Below are 20,319 nucleotides of genomic sequence, written 5' to 3'. Positions count from 1 at the left end.
CCACTCGAAAGTGGGTAACAAGGGCTACGCCGACCGGAGCAGCCGCACGAGGGCGCGGGTTCAGCGCACGGGCAGCGCCGGTGTGTGTTCGGTGCGCACGGCGTCCAGGTCACGCGGGTCCAGGCCGAGCAGCCGCAGGATCGTCGGGGCGATCTGGGTGGTGTGCACCCCTGCGGCCACGCGTACGCCGTGCGGGGTGGCGGCGCCGGAGACGACGAGCGGGACGTCGAGGTCGTCGGCGTGGGCGCCGCCGTGCTCGGCGATCTTGCTCTTGCCTCCGGTGTAGACGACGCCGTACTGGGTGACGCCGACCAGGTCGGGCACGCGGGAGTCGCCCGGCCGGGCGTGGAAGTAACGGGCGGCGGCCGCACCCGCGTAGACGGTCTTCAGACCGCTCGTGCTGAACGGCTTGGCCTTGCCGTCGATGTCGTTTCCCGTACCGGACTGCGTGAGCAGGTAGGCCTTGGCGAAGTCGGCGGCGGCCTGGGAGCGGTCGGTGAGCCAGAGGAGCATGGCGTCGTCGTCCACCGCGTGGGCGACGAGGTCGCCGGAGCCCGGGTGGGCGGCCTTCCAGGCGGCGTTGAGGCCGTCGAGCAGCGGTCCGTCGTCGATGCGCGTCAGGGCCTTGGGGTCGGTGGGCGACTGACCGTGCTTGGCGGACAGGATGACCGTGGTGCTGCCGGCGAGGTGCCGCTTGCGGAGTTCGGCGAGGAAGAGGCCGACCTGCCGGTCGACGAAGTCGAGGTTCCTCACCACCAGGGGGCCGGGCTGGCCCTTCGCCTGGTAGCCGCCGGTCAGGCCGTCGGACGTGGGCAGCTTCTGGGCGGTCGAGACGGACTGGAAGTTCATGCCGAAGACCGCGGGCGTGCCCCCCTTGTGGGCGCGGCCGTGGTCGTAGCCGTCGATCTCGTTGAGGACGGCCTGCGCCTTGTAGCCGTCGTACTGCTCGGTCGCGGCGTTGTCCTTCGTCCAGTCGCCCGCCGAGTACCCGATGGCCTTGCTGTTGATCTCGGGCGTGAACAGGTCCTGGACGCCCTTGCCGGAGGGGCCGTTGAGAATGTCGTAGGCGGCGTGCTTGTCGGACCACGCGGTGCGCAGGCCGGCGGCGCGGGCCACCTCGAAGACGGTGTTCACCCGCAGGTAGGAGTGCGGGTAGACCGGTCTGCAGGTCTTCGGGTCCACGGGCAGCTTCGAGGGGTCGAGGAGAGCGGCCGGGGCGCCGGTCATCTGCAGGATGCTGCCGGGCAGGCCGCTGAGGCCCTGGCCCGCGTCGAGGGAGTCCTGGTTCTTGTCGAGGTCCTCGGTGAGGTCGACCTCGGCGCCCGGCTTGGCTCCGGCGCACGTGGTGGTGCCGGCCGGCAGGAGCGCGGAGTTGTAGGTGTCGTCGTAGTAGACGCCGGTGGTGCCCGGGTCGCCGCCCGTGAGCTGGCCGACCATGCCCGGGAAGGAGTCGGAGGGGTTGGTGGTCGCCGCGTGGGTGTACTCCACACCGGCCCCGGTCAGCCGGGCGAGCGCGGACCGGGGGTGGCGGGCGACGTACCAGGCGAGGTCGGACTGGTGCAGACCGTCGACGGACAGCAGCAGGACATGCCGGGCGGGCGGGCGGCCGTGCGCCGCGGCGGGCGCGGCGGCCGCGGTGAGCGCGCCGACCGCGGCCAGTGCGGCCGCGGCGGCGGTGACGGTTCGTGCCGGGTGGGCCGGACGTCGGGACATGGCGTCTCCTCGGACGGTGTCGAGTCGGTGCGGGGGTGTGGATCGTGCACCGACATCCGAGAGGCGGAACGTGTACGCCGGCGGGCCGTCATGCCGTGATCAGCCCAAGAAACGGATCAGGCCGGGCAAAGAGTTGCGCCGCTCGCCCCTCGGCTCGGCCGGGTCGGCGTGCGGAGGCCGGCCGCGGGCGGCCGGCAGGCCGGCGTCACCGCCGTCCGCCGAACTCCCAGTCGTGGACCTGGATGTCGGCGTAACGGTCGACGGTCAGGACGCCGCGTGCGGTGTCCGCGTCGGGAGCGCGCACCAGTGCGGCCGTGCCGAGCCAGGTGGTGCCGTCGTCGGACAGCAGGGGCCCGTAGGCGATCAGATCGCTCCGGTCGGAGGGCACGGCGAGATCGGCGGCCTCCCCCTCGCCGAGGCCGAGCACGAGATGGCGCCGGCCGCCGGTCCGCCCGCCGGGGAAGTCCCACATGGTGCGCCCCAGCAGGTTGCGCCACCGGCGCAGCAGGACGTCCTGGTACACGCCGGCCTGGTAGCCGGGCTCGTCGAAGGCGAACGCCCGGGCCGCTGCGGGATCGGGCAGATCGACGATGTGCACGCTGCCCGTGGGCACTTCGCCGTCGCCGGTGAGCGTCGGGCCGCGGGCGATCATCTCCTTCTGGAACCGGTCCATGTACGACCAGTGCGCCTCCAGCAACTCCCTGCGCAGCGCCAGGGAGCCGGGCCGGTCGCGGTGATAGCAGAAGAATTCCATGCCCACAGTCTCCAGCACGCGTACCGGCGAGCTCGCGTACAGGGACCCTTCGAGTCCGCTGATAAATTCCTTCGGTGAGCGACAAACTGCCCAGCGGCGGCATCGAGTTGTCACCCGACCAGATCGAAGCCCTCCCCGCCAGGTGGTCGTCATGCTGGACCCCGAGTGAGGTCGCGCAGCGGTTGGCCGGAATCAGCACGCCCTGGTACGTGGCCGCGGGCTGGGCGCTGGATTTGTTCCGCGGCACGCAGACGCGCGCTCATGGAGACATCGAGATCGCGATTCCGGCCGCGAGCTTTCCCCAGGTCCGCCACCGCTTCCCCGGATACGTCTTCGACGCTGTAGGCAGCGGCCGGATCTGGGAGGACGCCACACCGGAGGTGCTGGCCGCCGTGCACCAGACATGGCTCCGCGATCCGGTCACCGGAAGCTACCTGCTCGACGTGTTCCGCGAACCGCACGACGGCGAAACCTGGATCTGCCGACGGGATGAGACGATCCGGCTTCCCTACAGCGACATCGTCCGTCACACCCAGGACGGCATCCCGTATCTGGCGCCCGAACTGGTCCTGCTGTTCAAGGCCGAGCACGTCCGCCGAAAGGATCAAACAGACTTCGAGGCGACCATCCCGCGTATGACCTCGGCTCAGCGCGAGACCCTGGCCGGGCTACTCGCTCGCGTACACCCGGGACACCGCTGGATCGCGGACCTGTAGCCAACGGTTCACTGGTGTGACCGCCTGAGAGCCCGTGAACACTCCGCCATGGGCAGGCACTCGGCGAGCAGGTCGACGACGTCCCGCCAAGCTCGCTGTGCGTGCCGAGGGTGAAAACCGACGCCAGAACGCACGATGTGGTCGACCGGCGGGTGATGGAAGGCGTGCAAGGCGCCGCCGTAGACCACGAGGCGCCAGTCGACGCCCGCGGCCTGCATCTCGGCAGTGAATGCGTCCCGTTGCGCGGGCGGCATGATCGGGTCTTCCGACCCGACCCCGGCCCACACCGGGCAGTGAATGCGCGCCGCCTCGCCCGGACGGCCCGTGGTCAGTCCGTTGACTGTCGCGATCGCGCGCAGGTCGACGCCGTCGCGCCCGAGTTCCAGTGCGATGGCGCCCCCGGTGCCGTAGCCGAGGGCGGCGATCCGGTCCGGGTCGGTCCGCGGCTCGGCGCGGAGCACGTCGAGCGCCGCGTGGCCGATGCCCCGCATCCGGTCGGGGTCAGCGAGCAGCGGCATGCAACGGGCCAGCATCTCCTCAGGGTCGCTCAGATAGCGCCCGCCGTGGAGGTCGAAGGCCAGGGCCACGTATCCCAGTTCGGCGAGCGCATCGGCCCGGTGGCGCTCGACGTCGCTGAGCCCCACTCCCTCGGGCCCGACCAGGACCCCGGGCCGGCAGTCGACGCCGGCCGGGAGCGCAAGATGCCCGATCATCGTCAGACCGTCGGCCGCGTATTCGACCGTGCGCGTTGTAACCGTCGTCATGAGCTGGACTGTAGTGATCGTCGACCCCGGTCGGGCCGGGGTTCTGCGGCTGGCAGAAGGCGCACCGGAAGCCGCTGCTCGCAGACGGGGTTGTTCACAAGCCGCGTTTCACGCCCACGGACGACGAGGTCCTGCTGACCGGTGGCACGCTCGCGCGGGCCGCCGCCGAGGGGCACCGCGTGGTGATCGTCGTCGCCCCGGACGGGTGCATGGACGCGGCGCCGGATGGAGGGTGCGTCGTTGAAGTAGTACTCCCGCGTCACCTCCGCGCCCGCGGCCTCGAGCAGCCGGGCGAGGACGTCGCCCACCACCGCCCAGCGGGCTCCGCCGATGTGCACGGGGCCGGTGGGGTTCGCGGAGACGAACTCCAGGTCGATCCGCAGCCCGCCCAGCCGGTCGGTGCGGCCGTAGGAGTCGCCTGCCAGGACGATGTCCCGCGCCACGGAGCCGAGGGCCGCGGTCTCCAGGGTGATGTTCACGAAGCCCGGGCCCGCGGCCTCGGCCCTGGCGACCCCGGCGGCCCCGCTCAGCAGCGGCGCCAGTTTCTCGGCGACGGTCCGGGCGGGCAGGCCCGCGGACCTGGCCAGGCGCAGGGCGACGTTGGTCGAGTAGTCGCCGTGGCCGGGGTGCCGTGGGCGCTCCACGCGGATCTCGTCGGGCACCTCGGCCGAGAGGTGTCCGGAGCGGATGGCCGTGTGGAGGGCGTCGGAGATGACGGCCACAAGATCGTCTGGGGTCACGGGGCCGACGCCAGCGGAGCCGCAGCCGTCCGCGACAGCCGTTTTCCGGGGGGAAGGGCCGGGTGGAGGCCGGTGTTCGGGAGCGGCGGGGTCACGGGTGTCTCGCATAGTTGTAGACCGTCGCCCGGGACACTCCCAGGAGGCCCGCGATGGTCTGGGCGGCGTCGCGCGAGTCGAAGTAGCCGTCCCGCTGCAGCTGCCGGACGAGCGTCTTCTTCTCCTCGCGGCTCAGCGACCGGGGTGTCGCGGCGCGCTGGGCGGCATGGGCCTCCACCGCCTGGCGCAGCTCGCGCGCCGTGCGGTCCCGCAGGGTCTCCAGGGGCGGCTCGGGGCGGTCGGTGTCCGTGGCCACCAGGTTGGCCAGGGTGCGGGTGACCGGCGACAGCACGGAGACGTCGAGGTTCAGGCAGAGGGCCGCGACGTACTCCCCCGCGGCGTTCTTGATGCCGATCGACGTGCTCTTCGCCGGGCGGCCGTCCGGGAACCGGTTGGGGTAGTTCTGGATGACGCTCGGGTAGCCGGGGTCCTCGATGCGGGCCAGGCCCAGCTCCGTAGCGGAGTCGCCGACCCGGCGGCCGGAGAGGTTGTTCTCGATGACCCGGATGGCGTGATCCGGGTCCCGCAGGTCGTGCAGCACCACCTCGCACAGCCCCGGGAACATGCGCCCCAGTGCCACGGCGATCTTCTCTGCCTCACGGATGAGGTGCTCGTCGTCCACGGCAGCCTCCCCGAGCAGCGAATTGCACTCACTGTCTACTTCTGGATACACAGTCTAAGCGAGTCGCCGCGCTCGTCCAACGCGCTCGCGGTGGTCGCCGGACGGGCCGTGGCCGGGCCGGCGGCCTGCCCGGGTGTGCGGGACAGGCCGCCGGCCGCCGGCGGTGCCGTGCTACAGAGCGCGTTCCAGGCGGTCCGCCATCAGCTTCACGAAGCGGGCGGGGTCCTTCGGCCGGCCGCCCTCGGCGAGTACGGCCAGGCCGTGCAGGAGTTCGGCGGTCCCGGTGAGCTCCGTGCGGTCCTCGCGCTCCTTGTATGCCTGGTTCAGGCCCTTGACCAGCTGGTGGTCCGGGTTGAGCTCCAGGATCCGCTTGGCGCGGGGCACCTCCTGGCCCATCGCCCGGTACATGTCCTCCAGCGCCGGCGTCAGGTCGTTCGCGTCGGAGACGACACAGGCCGGGGAGACGGTGAGCCGGGAGGACAGCCGTACCTCCTTGATGTCCTCCTCCAGTTGCTCCTTCATCCAGCCGAGCAGACCGGCGTACTCCTCGGTCTGCTTCTCCCGCGCCTCCTCGGCCGTGGTGTCGTCGTCCTCGGCGTCGAGGTCGATCCGTCCCTTGGCCACGGACCGCAGCTTCCTGCCCTCGTACTCGCCGACGGCGTCGGTCCACACCTCGTCGACGGGGTCGGTGAGCAGCAGCACCTCGATGCCCCGGTCCCGGAAGGCCTCCATGTGCGGGGAGTTCTCGATGCTCTGCCGGGACTCGCCGGTGAGGTAGTAGATGTCGTCCTGGCCGTCCTTCATGCGCTCCACGTAACCCTTGAGCGTGGTCGGCTCGGTGCCGTGGTGCGTGCTGGCGAAGGAGGCGAGGGCGAGGACGGCGTCCCGGTTCTCCGGGTCGGTGACCAGGCCCTCCTTCAGGACGGTGCCGAACTCCCGCCAGAACGTGGCGTACCGGTCGGGCTCCTTGGTCATCATCTCCTTGACCGTGGAGAGGACCTTCTTCGTCAGGCGCCGCCGCATCATCTCGATGTGGCGGTCCTGCTGGAGGATCTCGCGGGACACGTTGAGCGAGAGGTCGGCCGCGTCGACGACGCCCTTGACGAAGCGGAGGTACGGCGGCAGCAGCGCCTCGCAGTCGTCCATGATGAACACGCGCTTGACGTACAGCTGCACACCGCGCTTGAAATCGCGCGTGAACAGGTCGTAGGGGGCGTGCTCGGGGAGGAACAGCAGGGCCTGGAACTCGAAGGTGCCCTCCGCCTGGAGCCGGATCGTCTCCAGCGGATCGCGCCAGTCGTGGGAGATGTGCTTGTACAGCTCGTGGTACTCGTCGTCGGACACCTCGTCGCGTGACCGCGCCCACAGCGCCTTCATCGAGTTGAGGGTCTCGGGCTCGGGCGTCTTGTCGCCGTCGCCGGAGCCCTCGGGCACCATCCGGATGGGCCAGGTGATGAAGTCCGAGTACCGCTTGACGATCTCCCTGATCTTCCAGGAGGCAGTGTAGTCGTGGAGCTGGTTCTCCGGGTCGGCGGGCTTGAGGTGGAGGGTGACCGAGGTGCCCTGCGGGGCGTCGTCGACCGGTTCCAGCGTGTACGTGTCCTCCCCGCGGGAGGCCCAGCGGGTGCCCTTGGTCTCGCCGGCCCGCCGGGTCACCAGGGTGACCTCGTCGGCCACCATGAAGGCGGAGTAGAAGCCCACGCCGAACTGGCCGATGAGCCCCTCCTCCCCGGCAGCGTCCTTGGCCTCGCGCAGCTCCTTCAGGAACTGCGCGGTGCCGGAGTTGGCGATCGTGCCGATGAGCTGCCCGACCTCGTCGTACGACATCCCGATGCCGTTGTCCCGCACGGTGAGGGTGCGGGCGTCCTTGTCGATGTCGATCTCGATGTGCAGATCGGACACATCGGCGTCCAGCGTGTCGTCCCGCAGCTTCTCCAGACGCAGCTTGTCCAGCGCGTCGGAGGCGTTGGAGACGAGCTCCCGCAGGAAGACGTCCTTGTTCGAGTAGACCGAGTGGATCATCAGCTGCAGCAGCTGACGGGCCTCTACCTGAAACTCCAGCGTTTCAGCCGGCATGTTCGCGAATACCTCACAGGTCTGTCGCCTGAACTGATGCCAGACACTGTAAAACGCGCTGGCGCCGGTCACACATCGCGCACGGCGAGGAATTCCCCCACACATGAACAGCGCGCACCGGCCCCGCCGTTGTCGTGCGGGTCTCGCTGCCACGCCCTCGACGTCCGCGCCGGGAAATTCGCTGCCGTGGGGGGCGGGAGAGGCGGAGACTCGTCCCATGAGTGACATGGAGGCGTTCCGGGAGGCGGCGATCGCGTGGGCGGCCGGCGGTCACGGCGGGCCCGCGCGGGAGCTGGCCGTGCGGCTGCCGGTCCGGGCGGCCGTTCTGCTGGAAGGGCTGAGCGATGTCGCGGCGGTCGAGGCGCTGGCCGCGCGCCACGGCCGGAACCTGGCGGCCGAGGGGGTGTGCGTGCTGCCGATGGGCGGCGCCATGAGCGTCGGGCGCTTCGCCCGGCTGCTCGGCCCGCACGGCCTGGGCCTGCGCCTGACGGGACTGTGCGACGAGCGCGAGTGTGGCTACTACGCCCGTGCCCTGGAGGGGGACGGCGCGGCAGAGCACCGGTTCTTCGTCTGCGCGGCGGATCTGGAGGACGAGCTCATCCGCGCGCTGGGCGTGACGCGCGTGGAGGAACTCGTCCGGGCGGAGGGCGATCTGCGCCCCCTGCACACGTTTCTGCGTCAGCCGGCGCAGCGGGGCCGTACCGCGGAGCAGCAGTTGCGCCGCTTCCTCGGCACGAAGAAGGGACGCAAGATCCACTACGGCCGGGTCCTGGTCGAGGCTCTCGACCCCGGACGCGTTCCCGCCCCGCTGGCCGGTCTGCTCACCAGCCTGTGACCGCGGCCGACTCGTCGGCATGACGGCGAGTCGGCCGGGATGGCGGCACTCGCAGGTCCTGCCGCCGTCCGCCCCGCCGTGCACCCGTCGGCCCGCCGTACCCCCGTCCGCCCGTCGTGCGCTCTTCGGCCCGCCGGCGTTCAGCCGTCGGTGCCGATGTCGGTGCGGTTGTCGGTGAGGGCTGCCGCGATCTGGTGCCGGCCCCGGATGCCGAGTTTGCGGTAGACGCTGGTCAGGTGGAACTCGACGGTGCGCTGGGTGAGGAACAGGGCTTCCGCGATCTCCCGGTTGGTGGCTCCGGCGGCGGCGCGCTCGGCGACCTGGCGCTCGCCGCCGCTGAGGGACTCGGCGGGCGAGGTGGTGCCGCGCCGCAGCCGGCCACGCGCGGCGGCGAGGACCGGCCGCACCTCGTCGAGGAGCATTTTGTCCCCGCACAGCACCGCCGCGTCGATGGAGCGGTGCAGCCGGGTCCGGGCGCCCTGGGCGTCGCCGCGGTCGAACAGGCGCGGCGGGACGGTCGTCCTGCGCTACAGCGCCGCCGCGTCCGTCAAGGGCGCCTCCGCCCGCGCCACGCTGAACGCGGTGCTGGAGCAGGCGAACCTCGCCGCGACCGGCACACCGCCCACGTACACGCTGAAGGCGAGCCAGGTCGAGGACGAGTCGGTCAAGCCGATCCAGTACCTGACGCCGGGCCTGATGGGCTGGGCCATCGCCTCCAGCGCGGTGTTCAGCACGGCGCTGACGCTGGTGACGCTGCGCCGCAAGAAGATCCTGCAGCGGATGCGGCTGTCGCCGATCCGGGCCTGGGAGGTGGTGGCCGCCCGTATCTCCATGACCATGCTGATGGCGCTGACGCAGACGGCGCTGTTCCTGGCCGTGGCGACGCTGCCGTACTTCGGGCTGCGGCTGACCGGCAACTGGTGGCTGGTGGTCCCGCTGGTGATGTGCGGCACGCTGGCGCTGATGTCGCTGGGTCTCCTCATCGGCTCGCTCACCCGCACCGAGGAGTCCGCGGGTGGTCTGGCACAGCTGCTGGTGCTGCCGATGTCGTTCCTGTCCGGCTCGTTCTTCTCGCTGGACAACGCTCCGGGCTGGGTCCAGGCCGTGTCGTACATGATGCCGCTGCGCTACCTCGTCAAGGGCAGCGAGGCCGTGCTCAGCCGGGGCGGCGGGCTGGCGGACGCCCTGCCGACGATGGGCGGCATGCTCGCCTTCACGGCGGTCGTGACCGCGCTGACGCTGCGCTTCTTCCGCTGGAACGAGACGTGATCCGCTGAGGGACGGGCAACGGGGCCCCTTCGCCGTGGACGGCGAAGGGGCGTTGTCGTGCCGGGTCGTTGTCGAGCCGGGTCTCAACCCCTCCTGCTTTTCCAGCCGTTGAGGTGCAGGACCTCTTCCAGGGGGCGGCGAGGGCCCGGGCGGAAGGTGGTGCGCAGGGGGTGGGCGGTCGGCAGGAGGGCGCCCTGGCGGACGGTGGGCGGCAGGCCCAGGAGGTCGGCGACCTCCCGTTCGCGGTCGAGGTGGACGGCCGTCCAGGCGGTGACCAGGCCGCGGCTGCGGGCGGCCAGCGCGTAGCTCCACGCCGCGGGCAGCAGCGAGGCCCACAGGGCCGCCTGGTTGCCCTCGGGCAGCCGGCCGTCGGGCACCTCGAGGCACGGGATGACCAGGACGGGCACGCGGTGCAGCCGCTCGGCCAGCAGCCGCGCGCCCGACATCACCGCGCGTGTCTCCGGGGGCAGTTCGGGCAGGCGCCGCAGCGTCTCGGCGTTGCGGTCGTGGAACGCGGCCCGGTACACCGCGGCGACGTCCGCGCGGATGGCGGGGTCGGTCAGGACGATCCAGCGCCAGTTCTGGCGGTTGTTGCCATTGGGGGCCTGCAGGGCGATCCGCAGGCAGTCCTTGACGAGTTCGGGGTCCACGGGCCGGTCCAGGTCCAGTCCGCGCCGGACGCTGCGCGTGGTGCTGAGCAGTTCCTCGGCGGTGAGGGGCAGGGGCTCGGTCACGGCAGGAGCACCGCCCGGACGACGAGGGCGAGGTAGGTGGCGACGATGAAGCCCATCGCCAGGGGCACCGGCCAGGCGCCGCGCCCGGCGGTCAGGAAACGCCGGGCGCCCCAGGCGGGCAGGAGGGCCGCGAGGCAGGGCAGGAGCGTGAGCGGGCCGCGCGGCGCGAGCAGCAGCTCGCAGCCGGCGGCGACGGCGGCGCAGGCCGCGGTGACGGCCGCGCTGCGCCGGGGGCCGAGGTCCGCGGAGTACAGGCGGGCGCCGGGCGGTGCCTCCCAGGCGGTCTTGCGGGCGAACTCGAAGTGCAGGAAGACACCGGCGCACAGGGCCAGCAGCAGCGGGCCGCGCCGGTCGGCGGGGACCGTCCCGGCGGCGACGAGCGAGCCGTACACGTAGGCGCCGAGGAGCACCTGCACCGGGTAGGTGACGGCCAGGTTCAGCAGTTGCCGGTCGCGGACGGCGGGCGAGAGCCGTTCCAGGAGGGCGAGGAACAGGCCGTAGGCGAGGGCCGCGAGGATCAGCAGGGCGGCCATGGCCGACAGGGCGGCGTTCAGGCCGGTGACCAGCGCGGTGATCAAGGCCATGGCGCCGCGCAGTTCGGCGGTGGTGATGGCGCCGGTGACCAGCGGCCGGGCGGGGTGGTGCACCCGGTCGTAGGCGAGGTCCTTCTGTTCGTCGAGCATGCGCAGGAACAGCAGGGCCAGGACCACGCTGACGACCCGCAGCCAGGTGGCGCCGGACGGCCGCCAGGCCGCGCCGGTCGCGGCCACCGCCGAACTCTCCAGGGCGAGGACCCACAGCAGTCCGTAGGTGGCGTAGACGTGCGGCCGGAACATGCTCAGCACGAACCTGCCCAGCCTTGCGGGGACTTGGGGGACGGCGACGGTGGTCACTGCGGGCGGTCTCTCCGTTCTGGTACGGGTCGCGAACGTGCCCCGGCGAGGCTCATACGGCGGCGGGGGCCGCGAGGGCGCCGGCCGTCGGGCCGGCCGGGTCGGGGTCGGCGAGCCGTAGCCGGGCCTCCACGGCCACCGCGCCGGGCTGGTGCAGCGAGCACTCGATGTCGGCGCCGGGCAACACGGGGCCGGTACGGCACTCCAGCGGCAGGTCCATCTCGGCGAAGCAGCAGAACCGCGCGGCCAGCCCGACCGGCAGCGCGGTGGGCGCGGGCAGGGCGCCGGCGTCGACGGCGGCGGTCAGGGCGAGTTGGCGCAGCGCCTCGAGCTCCAGCATCCCGGGCACGTGGTCGACCCAGTGGTCGTACAGGGCGGGGTGGCCGGTGTCGGGGACGAGACGGGCCGTGCGGGTGCCGTCGGTCGCGGTGCGCGGCGCGGAGATGACCGCGTTGTCGGGGTCGCGGCGGCCGACGCGGGCCGGTTCGACGCGTCGGCCGGGCAGGGCGACGGGCGTCTCGGGCAGGCCGAGCGCGCCGCGCTGCCCGGCGCGCAGACGGGTCCATGCGCGCGGGGGCATCCAGGAGTAGTCGATGCGGGCGAGCAGGGTCTCCTGGTCGCCGATGGTCATGGTGAACCGCAGCCGCAGTCCGGTCACCCCGGCACGGTTGCGGAACCGGTGTTCGATGCGCGTGGCGATGACCGCCTCGGCGGGGTGGCCGTCGCAGGCGTGGGCCGCGGGGTCGGGCACCTCGAACTCGACGGCGCGCAGCAGGAACTTGTGGCCCAGGGGCACGTCGAGGTAGCGGTGGGCGACCACGAAGATGCCCTGCCGGCAGGCCTCCAGCAGCAGCATCGGGTCGTGGCGGGCGCGGTCGCCGACGGTGTCGTGGTAGAAGGCGTGCCGGCGGGGCAACTGCGCGGCGAGCAGTATGTCGTCCTCGCCGTGGCGTTCGGCGTCGGTGAGGAACACCTCGGCGACCGCGGCGCGGTGCACGAGTTCCCTGGGGAGGGTCCGGGTGAACTGCACGGTGCGCTCCTCAGGTGTGCCGGGCGCGCAGGGCGTCCAGATGGCGGCGCCAGGTGCCGGCGTCGGCCCCGTCCAGCACGGGGGCGCGGCCGGGCACCCGCATGGGGAGCACCGTGGAGCCGACGATCACGGCGTCCCACGGGTCGAGGTCGACGCCCCGCTCCCACGCGGTCTCCAGCAGGGCGCGCGGGGTGGCGTCACCGGGGGCGTCGCCGGGGTGCCGGGACAGCGTGTCGCGCAGCCGCTCGACGGCGGGGTCGAAGTCGAGGTCGCGGGGCTTGGTGGCGGCGTACAGCCGGCCGGTCAGCTCCCGGGCGTGCGCGGTGCGGTCCTCGCCGGAGAGCGCGGAGCGGAACAGTTCCCCGCGTGTGCCCTCGTCGAAGTGGACGGCCAACTCGCGCAGCACGTCGGCGGGTTCGTCGGGGGTGTGCACCAGGTTCAGCAGGTAGCTGTACCGGCCGAGGAGGTGGCGCAGCTGACCCGGCCGGCGGGCGTCGGGGTCCGTGGGCCCCTTGAGCCGGGTCAGTTCCACGGACGCGGGGACGACCGGCTCGTCCTCGGGGCGGACGAGCAGCACCAGGGCGTCGGCGTCCTCCAGGAACAGCGCGGCGAGCCGCCTGCGGTAGGGGGTGGCGAGGTTCCACTGGAAGTACCACAGGGAGCGGATCATGGTGCGGGTCAGCCGGGTCACGGCCGCGCCGACGATACGGAAGCGCTGCTCGGTGAGCCAGTCGACGGCCGCCTCCAGCCGGCGGGCCACCACGGCGTCGGGCTTCAGCAGCAGCACGGCGTGCCGGTGGGCGAAGCCGGCGACGTCGTCGGTGAGGGCGGCGAGCTGGTCATGGCTCTCCTGGAAGTAGGTGTCGGCACCGTACAGCCGCTGTTTGGCGGGGTGGCAGGTGAGCAGCGGCGATACGGGTATGCCGTGCGCGGGTTCGGTCGGGTGCGCCGGGTTCATCGGCGGGTGCTCCCATCGGGTCGGTCAGCGGTGTGCTCGGGGCCCGGGGCCGGGCCGAGGTAGCCGGTCGAAAGGCAGTCGTCGAGGAGGCGGCGCAGGTAGGGCCGTGCCCCGGTGGCCGCGGGCCGGCGCGCGAAGGCGGCGGCCTGGGTGTCGTCGAAGTGGACGCGCCGCCGGAAGTAGGTCTCGTACAGGGCGATGACCCGGTCGTAGTAGGGGCGTTCACGGTCGGAGAGGGCTCCCGCGGAGAACGCGGACGGCGGCACGAACCGCGGCACGTGGAAGGACGGGTACTCGGCGAGGACGTCGGAGAAGTCCCGCAGGGTCAGCACATGGCCGACGGCGTGCAGGGTGTGGCCCTCGGCCTCCGCGAACCGTGTGGTGGCGTCCGTGACCAGGTCGGCGACGCGGTCGACGGGGACGAGATCGAGGAGGGCGTCGTAGTGGCCGGGCACGGTGCGCACCAGGCCCCGGGTGAGGACGCGCAGCACCGGATAGATGGTCTTGCGGTCGCGGGCGTGGCCGGTGCGGGAGGCGCCGGTGACGATGCTGGGGCGCACCACGGCCACGGGCAGGCCGTCCGCGGCGGCCTTGCGGACCATGGTCTCGGCGGCCAGCTTGCTCTTCTCGTAGCCGTTGCCCGGGCGCTGGCCGACGTCGAGCTCGTCCTCGCGGGCGACGCCGTCGCGTTCCCCGCACACGTACGCGGTGCTCACGTGCACCAGCGGCGTGCGGTGGGCGACGGCGACGTCGAGCACGTGGCGGGTGCCGGCGACGTTGATGCTCTCGTACCGGTCGTCGGGCAGGCCGAAGTCGGTGACGGCGGCGCAGTGCACGATCCGGTCGGCGCCCGCGGCGCGCCGGCGGTCCTCGTCGCTCAGCCCGAGGCCGGGCCGGGTGATGTCCCCGGCCACCGGGATGAGGGCGCCGCGGCCCGGGCCGAGCCTGCGGCAGTTGTTGCGGACCAGTTCGGCGGTGCGGTGCACCAGCGGCAGCACGGTGTGCCCCGCGGCGGTGAGCCGCGCGGTCACCTCCGCACCCACGAATCCGCTGGCACCGGTCACCAGCACGGTCATGGGATCGGGATCGGGATCGGACATCTCTAACTCCTCCGGGAGGACGGGTCGTTCGGCGTTCGGGGTGTCGGGTGTGCGGCGACGGTGCCGGGGTTCGGTACCGGGCGGCGGCGGGGCCGGGCCGGCCGGAGGCGGTCGCGGTGGGCCGCGTGGTCGTGGAGCCCGCGGGCGGGGCCGCCCTCGGTACTCGGCGGGGCACCCCCGCCGGAACGCACGCCCGCGCGGCACGATCCCGCCGGAGCGGGTCCGCGCTCGGCGCAGCCCTGTCCGAGCGCCGCCCCGCGGCAGGCGCCGTCACCGCCGGAGACGAAACCCGTGCCTCACAGCGGTGCCGCCTGGTGGGGCTGGGTGCCGTTGCTGGCCAGGAGGTCGCGGGCCTCCTCGATGGGGAGCTCGGCGTCGAGGTGGGCGCCGATGCGGAGCCAGTCGTAGCCGAGTTCGAGGGTGGCCCGCCAGGTGTCGGCGGACTCGAACGACAGCGGGAATGAGTCGGCGCCGATGGCGCCGCGCACCAGGCCGATGAAGGAGCGCAGGTCCTTCAGGAGTGTGTCGCCCTGGTCCGGTGCGTCCACCGGGCGCCGCAGGAGTTCGGCGGCGCCCTCCCCGATGGGCCCGGCGGTGGTCGGCGGGAGCAGGTCGAGGCGCCGGACGAGGTCGGAGTCTGCGGGCAGCGGGTTGACGCCGTGCGCGCTGAACAGGCCGCGCAGCGCGGCCTGCACGGCGCGGCGGGCGGTGAGTTCGGCGACCCGCCACTGGCCGCGCTGCAGGGCCCCGGTGAGGTCCTCGACGGCGTTCTCGACGACGACGTTGGACCAGACGAGGGCCATCGCGGCGGCGGCGAACCGGTCGGCCGGCAGGGGCATCAGGTCGACGGCGCGGGGCCCACCGACGACCGCGCCGCGCACGGAGAGCACCGGGCGCGCGGTGGAGGGCGGCGGGGTGACAGGGCCGGGCGGCGCGGCGAGCGGCAGCGATGGTGTGAGGGTGCCGCCGCCCTTCCAGGCGAGGCGGATCAGTCCGTAGCGCAGGAACGTGGCGAGCAGCGCGCCCGGGTCGGCGACGCCGCTGCCGGCGCTCGTGGCGAGCACCTGGGGCAGCGGCCGGCCGAGGACGAGGGAGCGCCAGACTCCTGCGGCGTCGGCGCCGAGGGCGAACACCTCGCGCCGCCCGCGCAGGACGTGCACCCGGTCGCCGGTCTGCCAGGTGGTGACGCCGTTCACGCGCTCGACGGTGATGCGCTCGGGCTGCCAGGACACACCGGTGAGTCCGAGGTCCGCGCCGAAGGCGAGGGCGGCGGTCAGGTGGGCTCGGACGGAGTCGGGGTCGCCGGGTGCGGGGGCGGTGGCCTCCAGCTGCCAGTAGCGGTCGCGTACGTCGCGGCGGCCGGCGCGGTCGAGCTGCATGGACAGCCACTTGGGTTCGAGGTAGGTCTCGCCGAGGCGGGCGGCCCAGGACTTGACGGTCTGCACCAGGCCGGCGCGGGTCCAGTCGACGGCCTCGTCGCTCTCGCCGAGGCAGTGCAGCGCCACGGCGTGCCGCAGGGACTGCCGGGCGCGGTGGGCCCACCAGTCGGCGGTGATCTCGCGGAACCGCTCGACGGGCAGCAGCGCCTTGACCTCCTCGATGAGGGCGTGGCCGCGCAGCGGGTGGCTGTGCAGCAGCCGCTGGCAGCGGTTGAGGAGGTCCTCGGAGAGCCGGCCGGGCCGTGCGGCGCCTTCCTCCAGGGCGCGGAACTGCTCGGCGAGCTGACGCACCGACCGGGTGCGGATCTCGACGCGCCGGCCGTCCACGAACAGCAGCGACGGCATGGTCGGCAGGTCGTCGTCGGAGCGGCCGACGAGCAGGAAGTCGATGTCGGAGGAAGGGTTGCCGAACCCTTCCGCGATGGAGCCCTCGAGGGTGACGGCCCACTCGGCGCCGCGGGGCAGTTCGGCGAGGGACTTGTCGAGCAGATCCTGCAGCTGGTCCTCGGTGAGGATCACGGGTGTGTCTCCGTTCGGGGGGTGTCCTCGGCGGTGGGCGCGGCGTCGTCGCTGAGCACTGCATCGCCGATGGCCGTGGCGTCGGCATCGGCCCTGGCCTCCGCACCGGGCGTGGCGTCACGGTCAGCCATGGTGTCGCCGTCGGCCGTGGCGTCGTCGTCCGGCGGCCCGGCAAGTACGGTGACCGTGCCGGCGGCGCCGTCGACGCGCAGCCTGCTGCCGCCGCGTATCTCGGTGGTCGCGCCCTTGACCTGGACGACGGTGGGGATGCCCAACTCCCGTGCCACCACGGCGACATGGGTGAGTGGGCTGCCGCGTTCGATGACGAGGGCGGCGGCCGAGGACAGCGCGGCCACCCAGCCGGGGTCGGTGCGGTAGGTGATCAGGATGCCGCCGCCGATGTCGCGCGGGGTGTCGGTGACGACGGCGGGTCCCTCGGCGACGCCGGGGCAGCAGGGCGTGCCGCGCAGTTCGCGGTCGCCGCTGCGGGCGGCCGGGCCACGCGTCCAGCCGGCCCGCTCCAGATTGCCCCGCCAGTAGGGGGCGCCGCGGGTGGTGAAACGCGACGGGGCGTGCAGCTCGCGGTCGGCGGCCTGTTGTCTGCGGCGGACCGCGACCAGGTCCCGCAGCTCGGTGTGGACGATCATGCCCTCGTAGGCGCCCTTGATCTCGTCGAGGCGCAGCAGGAACACATCGTCCCAGGCGTCGAGGGCACCGGCGCGTGCCAGGTCGCGGCCGAGGGCGCGCAGCATCCGCTTGGCCGCCCCGAACGCGCGGGTGCGGCAGAACCGGAGCCGTTCGCGGTCGGTGAGCGCGGCCCGGGCCTTGGCGCGCACCCGTTCGTACACGAAGCGACGCGGGCCGCGCAGGTGCGCGTCGAGGTAGGCGTCGGCCTCGCCGCCGCGGTCCTCGGTGTTCGCCTCGCCTCTCGCGGGCAGGGCGTCGCGCAGCAGGGTGAACAGCCCGGCCGGGTTCTCGTACAGGTCGGGGACCTCGAGCTTGAGTTCGTCGGGGCTGCGGTAGCCGTAGTCGGCGATGTAGGCGTCGACGGCGGCGAGGAAGCCGGTGTGGCCGGCATCGCTCAGCGCCTGGTACGCCGCGTCGTCCGGGGTGCGCTCCAGCAGGTCCAGGATCGCGGTGTCGGCGCGGGCGCGGGCCGCCAGCTCCCGCAGGGCCCAGGCGGGTTCGGCGGACTCCACGGCGCCGCCGGGGGCGGCCGCGGCCCAGGTGAACCACTCAGGAGCGTCGGGCAGCCAGCGGCGGGTGAGCAGGGCGAGCAGGCCCACGGAGAGCAGGATGGTCGCGTCCAGGGCCTGCATCGGGCCCCATTTCTCGATGAGTTCCCGCTGGAGCTTCCGGAATCGGCGATAGGTCTCGTCGCCGGGCAGGGCGTCGTAGTCGACATTGTTGAAGACCGCGTACGCCCGGTAGAAATCGCGGTGGAAGGTCTCCGCGGATTTCCCGATGGTGATAAACCGGTGGGCGAAGACGACCGTTCGGGCCAGCCGGGAGAGACGGCCGCGCAGTCCGGGCCGGGGCGTGAACGGGTGGAGGGTGTCGGCGAGTTCGTCGGAAATGCTCTCGGCGACACCGAGGGATTTCTCCAGCACGCGCCGGTTGAGCGGGTAGAGCGGGGCCAGGCGCACCATGCGGTACCAGTGCAGCAGGTTGTAGTAGACCCGTCCGTGGATGTGGCCGAGCAGGTGCGGGGTCCATTCCCGCACCTCGCGCAGCTGCTCGCCGCGGACGCCGAGGGCGCGGGCGTAGCTCTCGTACACCTTGGCGTAGGTGTCGGCGGCGAAGGTGTAGGTCAGCGGGGAGACGACGCCGCTGAAGCTCTCGATGATGTTGGAGTTGTCCCAGATCCGCAGCTCGCCCTCGGGCTCGGCCCCGGGGCCGGCGGCCGGGGCGAGGGTGGTGACGGGGCGGCTCTGCAGGATCCACAGCGTGCCGTCGGCGATGGCCCACTCGATGTCCTGGGGGGCGCCGTAGTGCGCGGTGATGCGGGCCCCGGCCTCGTGCAGGCGGGCGAGGTCGTCGCCGGTCAGGGCCAGGGCGGCGCGGTCCTCGTCGGGGACGGGCGAGACCTGGCAGCCGGATCCGGATCCGCCGTCGTACCGCTCCTGCTTGTCCCCGACGACCGTGCTCAGCGTCTGCCCGGTGGCGGCGTCGAGGACGACCGTGTCCGCGTCGACGGCTCCGGAGACGAGCCCCTCGCCCAGCCCGAACACGGCGCTGACCACGTGGCGGTCGGTGCGGCCGGTCGCCGGGTCGGCGGTGAACAGCACGCCGCTGCGTTCGGCGGCGACCATGCGCTGGACGACGACGGCGACGCCGCCGGTGCCGGGCGGCAGTCCGCGCTGCGCGCGGTAGCGCAGGGAACGCGCGGAGAATGCGGAGGCCCAGCAGCGGCGGACCCGGTCGGTGACGGCGTCGAGGCCGCGGACGCCGAGGAAGCTGTCGAACTGCCCGGCGAAGGAGTGCCGTTCGCCGTCCTCCTCGGCGCCGGAGGAGCGTACGGCGACCGTGCCACCGCCGGCCTCCCGGTGGGCGAGGGCGATGGCGTCGGCGACGCGGGCGCCGAGCGGCGCGGTCTCGATCAGGCGGGCGATCTCCTTCGCGACCTGCTCGGCCTTCGTCTCCCAGCCGTCGGCGAGCAGCTCCGCCAGCTGCTCGTCCAGTCCGCTGTCGCGGCAGAATTCCTGGAATACGTCCAGGCCGAGGACCGACCACGTCGGCACGGGAAATCCGGACGCGGTGAGGGTGTGGAGGTTTCTTCCCTTTCCGCCGGCGTGCCGGGCGACGAGGGCGGTGTCACTGGATGGTGTCAGGACGTGCAGGGACCGCTGTGCGGATCCCGTGGTGAGCGACAACTCGCTTTCCCTTCCAAGGTGTTACTCAACCCGGCCCGAATGTTTCACGGTACGGCCGGACGAAACAACCCGCGGTCTGTCCGTGGTGGCATTTCGGTCGTGGTAGCGATTTCAAATTCCTGCTGTTTTCCGGCCGTCGAGAACGACCGGAAGGGACGCGTGGCCACGCAGGACGATCCGGTCGCGGCGGGTCGGCGCGGTGCCAGGAGCGGGTGCGAGGCCGGGAAAGCGCGCCGGCAACCGGCCGAAAGCCACGGTCGCCTCCAGCCGGGCCAGCAGGGCGCCGAGGCAGTAGTGCGCTCCCCCGCCGAAGCTGAGCGGCCGGCTGTCGCCGCGGGTGGGGTCGAAGCGGTCGGGGTCGGGGTAGCGGGCCGGGTCGCGGTTGGCGGCGCCGAGCAGGAGCAGCACATGGGTCCCGGCCGGCACGGGCAGCCCGGCGATCGACACGCCGTCGGCGAGGGCCACCCGGTTGCTCAGCTGCACCGGCGAGTCGTGGCGCAGCACCTCCTCCACGAAGCCGTCGACCGGGACGGTGCCCTGGCGCAGGCCGCTCATCACGTCGGGGTGCTCGAACAGCAGGCGCAGGCCGTTGCCAGGACGACGACGCCGGACAGGTCGTCCCCCTCCCCCTTGACGGCGATGCCGGTGATCTCCGCGGAGAAGACCCGGTCGTGTCCGCGCATGGCGACCACCCGCTCGACGAAGCGGCTGCCGTGGCCGGTCGACAGGTGGGAGAAGTGCTGGGACAGGACGGTGCGGGCGCTGGGGTGCAGGACGTCGTAGATGCTGCGTCCGCAGACCTCCGTGGAGGGCCGTGCGACGTGCCGGAAGAAGTCGGCGTTGGCCGCTTCTATCCTGAGCCCGGGGTCGAGGCTCGCCATGCAGGTGACATGGTGCGGAGCGGCCGGCCGGCGGTCTCCTCGGCGGGCGCTGCGCGGGAATTCCGGATGACCACTGACCTTTGTCGACCTGTCGGCGTGCGGGAGCATGGGAATATCGCCTCCTGGACGTCACACGTACTCGGAATGCGAAGCAGTGACGAAATGGAAGTGGCCGCCACGGCTCGTCCGTTCCATTCGTTTATCTGCGTCGATGCCGGCGACATTAGGTGGGGCGCGTCCGGGGAGTCAACGCACGTCGGGGCCGGCCGGGAAACACTGCGGTGTCTGGGGCGGGCGGGTTCGGTCA

General features: G+C 72.6%; 19 protein-coding genes. 3 read left to right on the top strand and 16 right to left on the bottom strand.

The window, feature by feature from the left end:
• Positions 1–60 precede the first annotated feature (60 nt).
• Together ACGFZN_RS02510 and ACGFZN_RS02505 are read right to left on the bottom strand one after the other, a co-directional pair.
• Entirely contained in the window at positions 61–1,713 is a 1,653-nt protein-coding gene (locus tag ACGFZN_RS02510) for an alkaline phosphatase family protein (RefSeq protein ID WP_393856593.1), read from the bottom strand.
• Between the two features lie 205 nt (positions 1,714–1,918).
• Positions 1,919–2,467 carry a YciI family protein gene (locus ACGFZN_RS02505; RefSeq protein ID WP_393856592.1) on the bottom strand — a complete coding sequence of 183 codons (549 nt, stop codon included), beginning with the start codon at positions 2,465–2,467 and terminating at the stop codon, positions 1,919–1,921.
• Between the two features lie 74 nt (positions 2,468–2,541).
• On the opposite strand from ACGFZN_RS02505, the gene ACGFZN_RS02500 reads away from it, so the two are divergent.
• The gene (locus ACGFZN_RS02500) at positions 2,542–3,183 is read left to right on the top strand and encodes a nucleotidyltransferase domain-containing protein (protein WP_393856591.1); all 642 of its coding nucleotides are present in this window, start codon (positions 2,542–2,544) and stop codon (positions 3,181–3,183) included.
• Positions 3,184–3,191: 8 nt separating this feature from the next.
• Here ACGFZN_RS02500 and ACGFZN_RS02495 read toward each other — a convergent pair whose 3' ends face one another.
• The 4 genes from ACGFZN_RS02495 to htpG all read right to left on the bottom strand — a co-directional run bounded on the left by ACGFZN_RS02495 (position 3,192) and on the right by htpG (position 7,481).
• The gene (locus tag ACGFZN_RS02495) at positions 3,192–3,947 is read right to left on the bottom strand and encodes a dienelactone hydrolase family protein (RefSeq protein ID WP_393856590.1); all 756 of its coding nucleotides are present in this window, start codon (positions 3,945–3,947) and stop codon (positions 3,192–3,194) included.
• On the bottom strand, positions 3,944–4,687 hold the full coding sequence (locus ACGFZN_RS02490; RefSeq protein ID WP_393856589.1) for a hypothetical protein: 744 nt from the start codon (positions 4,685–4,687) through the stop codon (positions 3,944–3,946). The genes ACGFZN_RS02495 and ACGFZN_RS02490 overlap by 4 nt, the downstream gene beginning before the upstream one ends.
• A gap of 91 nt (positions 4,688–4,778) precedes the next feature.
• The gene (locus ACGFZN_RS02485; protein ID WP_393856675.1) at positions 4,779–5,423 is read right to left on the bottom strand and encodes a transcriptional regulator; all 645 of its coding nucleotides are present in this window, start codon (positions 5,421–5,423) and stop codon (positions 4,779–4,781) included.
• Between the two features lie 153 nt (positions 5,424–5,576).
• Positions 5,577–7,481, bottom strand: a complete 1,905-nt coding sequence (htpG, locus tag ACGFZN_RS02480) for a molecular chaperone HtpG (RefSeq protein ID WP_393856588.1) — start codon at positions 7,479–7,481, stop codon at positions 5,577–5,579.
• 217 nt (positions 7,482–7,698) lie between these two features.
• On the opposite strand from htpG, the gene ACGFZN_RS02475 reads away from it, so the two are divergent.
• A complete protein-coding gene (locus ACGFZN_RS02475; RefSeq protein WP_393856587.1) occupies positions 7,699–8,316 on the top strand; it encodes a TOPRIM nucleotidyl transferase/hydrolase domain-containing protein in 618 nt (205 codons plus the stop codon).
• Positions 8,317–8,456: 140 nt separating this feature from the next.
• On the opposite strand, the gene ACGFZN_RS02470 is transcribed toward ACGFZN_RS02475, so the two are convergent.
• On the bottom strand, positions 8,457–8,738 hold the full coding sequence (locus tag ACGFZN_RS02470; RefSeq protein ID WP_393856586.1) for a LuxR C-terminal-related transcriptional regulator: 282 nt from the start codon (positions 8,736–8,738) through the stop codon (positions 8,457–8,459).
• 1 nt (position 8,739) lies between these two features.
• Here ACGFZN_RS02470 and ACGFZN_RS02465 point away from each other — a divergent pair, with 1 nt between their 5' ends.
• Positions 8,740–9,585, top strand: a complete 846-nt coding sequence (locus ACGFZN_RS02465; protein WP_393856585.1) for an ABC transporter permease — start codon at positions 8,740–8,742, stop codon at positions 9,583–9,585.
• 83 nt (positions 9,586–9,668) lie between these two features.
• On the opposite strand, the gene ACGFZN_RS02460 is transcribed toward ACGFZN_RS02465, so the two are convergent.
• The 9 genes from ACGFZN_RS02460 to ACGFZN_RS02420 all read right to left on the bottom strand — a co-directional run bounded on the left by ACGFZN_RS02460 (position 9,669) and on the right by ACGFZN_RS02420 (position 20,012).
• Complete coding sequence (locus ACGFZN_RS02460) at positions 9,669–10,319, bottom strand: nitroreductase family protein (protein WP_393856584.1); 651 nt, start codon at positions 10,317–10,319, stop codon at positions 9,669–9,671.
• Positions 10,316–11,212 carry a hypothetical protein gene (locus ACGFZN_RS02455; protein ID WP_393856583.1) on the bottom strand — a complete coding sequence of 299 codons (897 nt, stop codon included), beginning with the start codon at positions 11,210–11,212 and terminating at the stop codon, positions 10,316–10,318. The genes ACGFZN_RS02460 and ACGFZN_RS02455 overlap by 4 nt, the downstream gene beginning before the upstream one ends.
• A gap of 52 nt (positions 11,213–11,264) precedes the next feature.
• Positions 11,265–12,242 carry a ScbA/BarX family gamma-butyrolactone biosynthesis protein gene (locus tag ACGFZN_RS02450; RefSeq protein WP_393856582.1) on the bottom strand — a complete coding sequence of 326 codons (978 nt, stop codon included), beginning with the start codon at positions 12,240–12,242 and terminating at the stop codon, positions 11,265–11,267.
• A gap of 10 nt (positions 12,243–12,252) precedes the next feature.
• The gene (locus ACGFZN_RS02445) at positions 12,253–13,200 is read right to left on the bottom strand and encodes a nucleoside-diphosphate kinase (RefSeq protein WP_393856581.1); all 948 of its coding nucleotides are present in this window, start codon (positions 13,198–13,200) and stop codon (positions 12,253–12,255) included.
• The gene (locus ACGFZN_RS02440) at positions 13,197–14,300 is read right to left on the bottom strand and encodes an SDR family oxidoreductase (protein ID WP_393856580.1); all 1,104 of its coding nucleotides are present in this window, start codon (positions 14,298–14,300) and stop codon (positions 13,197–13,199) included. Before ACGFZN_RS02440 ends, ACGFZN_RS02445 begins: the two co-directional genes overlap by 4 nt.
• Before the next feature lie 296 nt (positions 14,301–14,596).
• Positions 14,597–16,258: a hypothetical protein gene (locus ACGFZN_RS02435; protein WP_393856579.1), complete on the bottom strand. Its 1,662-nt coding sequence runs from the start codon at positions 16,256–16,258 to the stop codon at positions 14,597–14,599.
• Positions 16,255–19,131, bottom strand: coding sequence for a phosphoenolpyruvate synthase (locus ACGFZN_RS02430; protein WP_393856578.1), 2,877 nt, complete (start codon positions 19,129–19,131; stop codon positions 16,255–16,257). The genes ACGFZN_RS02435 and ACGFZN_RS02430 overlap by 4 nt, the downstream gene beginning before the upstream one ends.
• 111 nt (positions 19,132–19,242) lie before the next feature.
• Positions 19,243–19,686 carry a cytochrome P450 gene (locus ACGFZN_RS02425; RefSeq protein ID WP_393856577.1) on the bottom strand — a complete coding sequence of 148 codons (444 nt, stop codon included), beginning with the start codon at positions 19,684–19,686 and terminating at the stop codon, positions 19,243–19,245.
• On the bottom strand, positions 19,686–20,012 hold the full coding sequence (locus tag ACGFZN_RS02420) for a PAS domain-containing protein (RefSeq protein WP_393856576.1): 327 nt from the start codon (positions 20,010–20,012) through the stop codon (positions 19,686–19,688). The genes ACGFZN_RS02425 and ACGFZN_RS02420 overlap by 1 nt, the downstream gene beginning before the upstream one ends.
• Between the last annotated feature and the right edge of the window lie 307 nt (positions 20,013–20,319).

Origin of the sequence: Streptomyces sp. NPDC048192, assembly GCF_043202415.1 — a bacterium.
In the GTDB taxonomy this organism is placed as follows: Bacteria; Actinomycetota; Actinomycetes; order Streptomycetales; family Streptomycetaceae; genus Streptomyces.
Note: the sequence above shows the minus strand (reverse complement) of the source record. Positions and strands in the feature narration are given on the sequence as shown.

Excerpts from the sequence above, each read along its gene's own strand:
- ACGFZN_RS02510 (WP_393856593.1), bottom strand. The coding sequence starts at position 1,713 with ATGTCCCGACGTCCGGCCCACCCGGCACGAACCGTCACCGCCGCCGCG.
- ACGFZN_RS02505 (WP_393856592.1), bottom strand. The coding sequence starts at position 2,467 with ATGGAATTCTTCTGCTATCACCGCGACCGGCCCGGCTCCCTGGCGCTG.
- ACGFZN_RS02495 (WP_393856590.1), bottom strand. The coding sequence starts at position 3,947 with ATGACGACGGTTACAACGCGCACGGTCGAATACGCGGCCGACGGTCTG.
- htpG (WP_393856588.1), bottom strand. The coding sequence starts at position 7,481 with ATGCCGGCTGAAACGCTGGAGTTTCAGGTAGAGGCCCGTCAGCTGCTG.
- ACGFZN_RS02475 (WP_393856587.1), top strand. The coding sequence starts at position 7,699 with ATGAGTGACATGGAGGCGTTCCGGGAGGCGGCGATCGCGTGGGCGGCC.
- ACGFZN_RS02470 (WP_393856586.1), bottom strand. The coding sequence starts at position 8,738 with ATGCTCCTCGACGAGGTGCGGCCGGTCCTCGCCGCCGCGCGTGGCCGG.
- ACGFZN_RS02445 (WP_393856581.1), bottom strand. The coding sequence starts at position 13,200 with ATGAACCCGGCGCACCCGACCGAACCCGCGCACGGCATACCCGTATCG.
- ACGFZN_RS02440 (WP_393856580.1), bottom strand. The coding sequence starts at position 14,300 with ATGTCCGATCCCGATCCCGATCCCATGACCGTGCTGGTGACCGGTGCC.
- ACGFZN_RS02425 (WP_393856577.1), bottom strand. The coding sequence starts at position 19,686 with ATGAGCGGCCTGCGCCAGGGCACCGTCCCGGTCGACGGCTTCGTGGAG.
- ACGFZN_RS02420 (WP_393856576.1), bottom strand. The coding sequence starts at position 20,012 with ATGGCGAGCCTCGACCCCGGGCTCAGGATAGAAGCGGCCAACGCCGAC.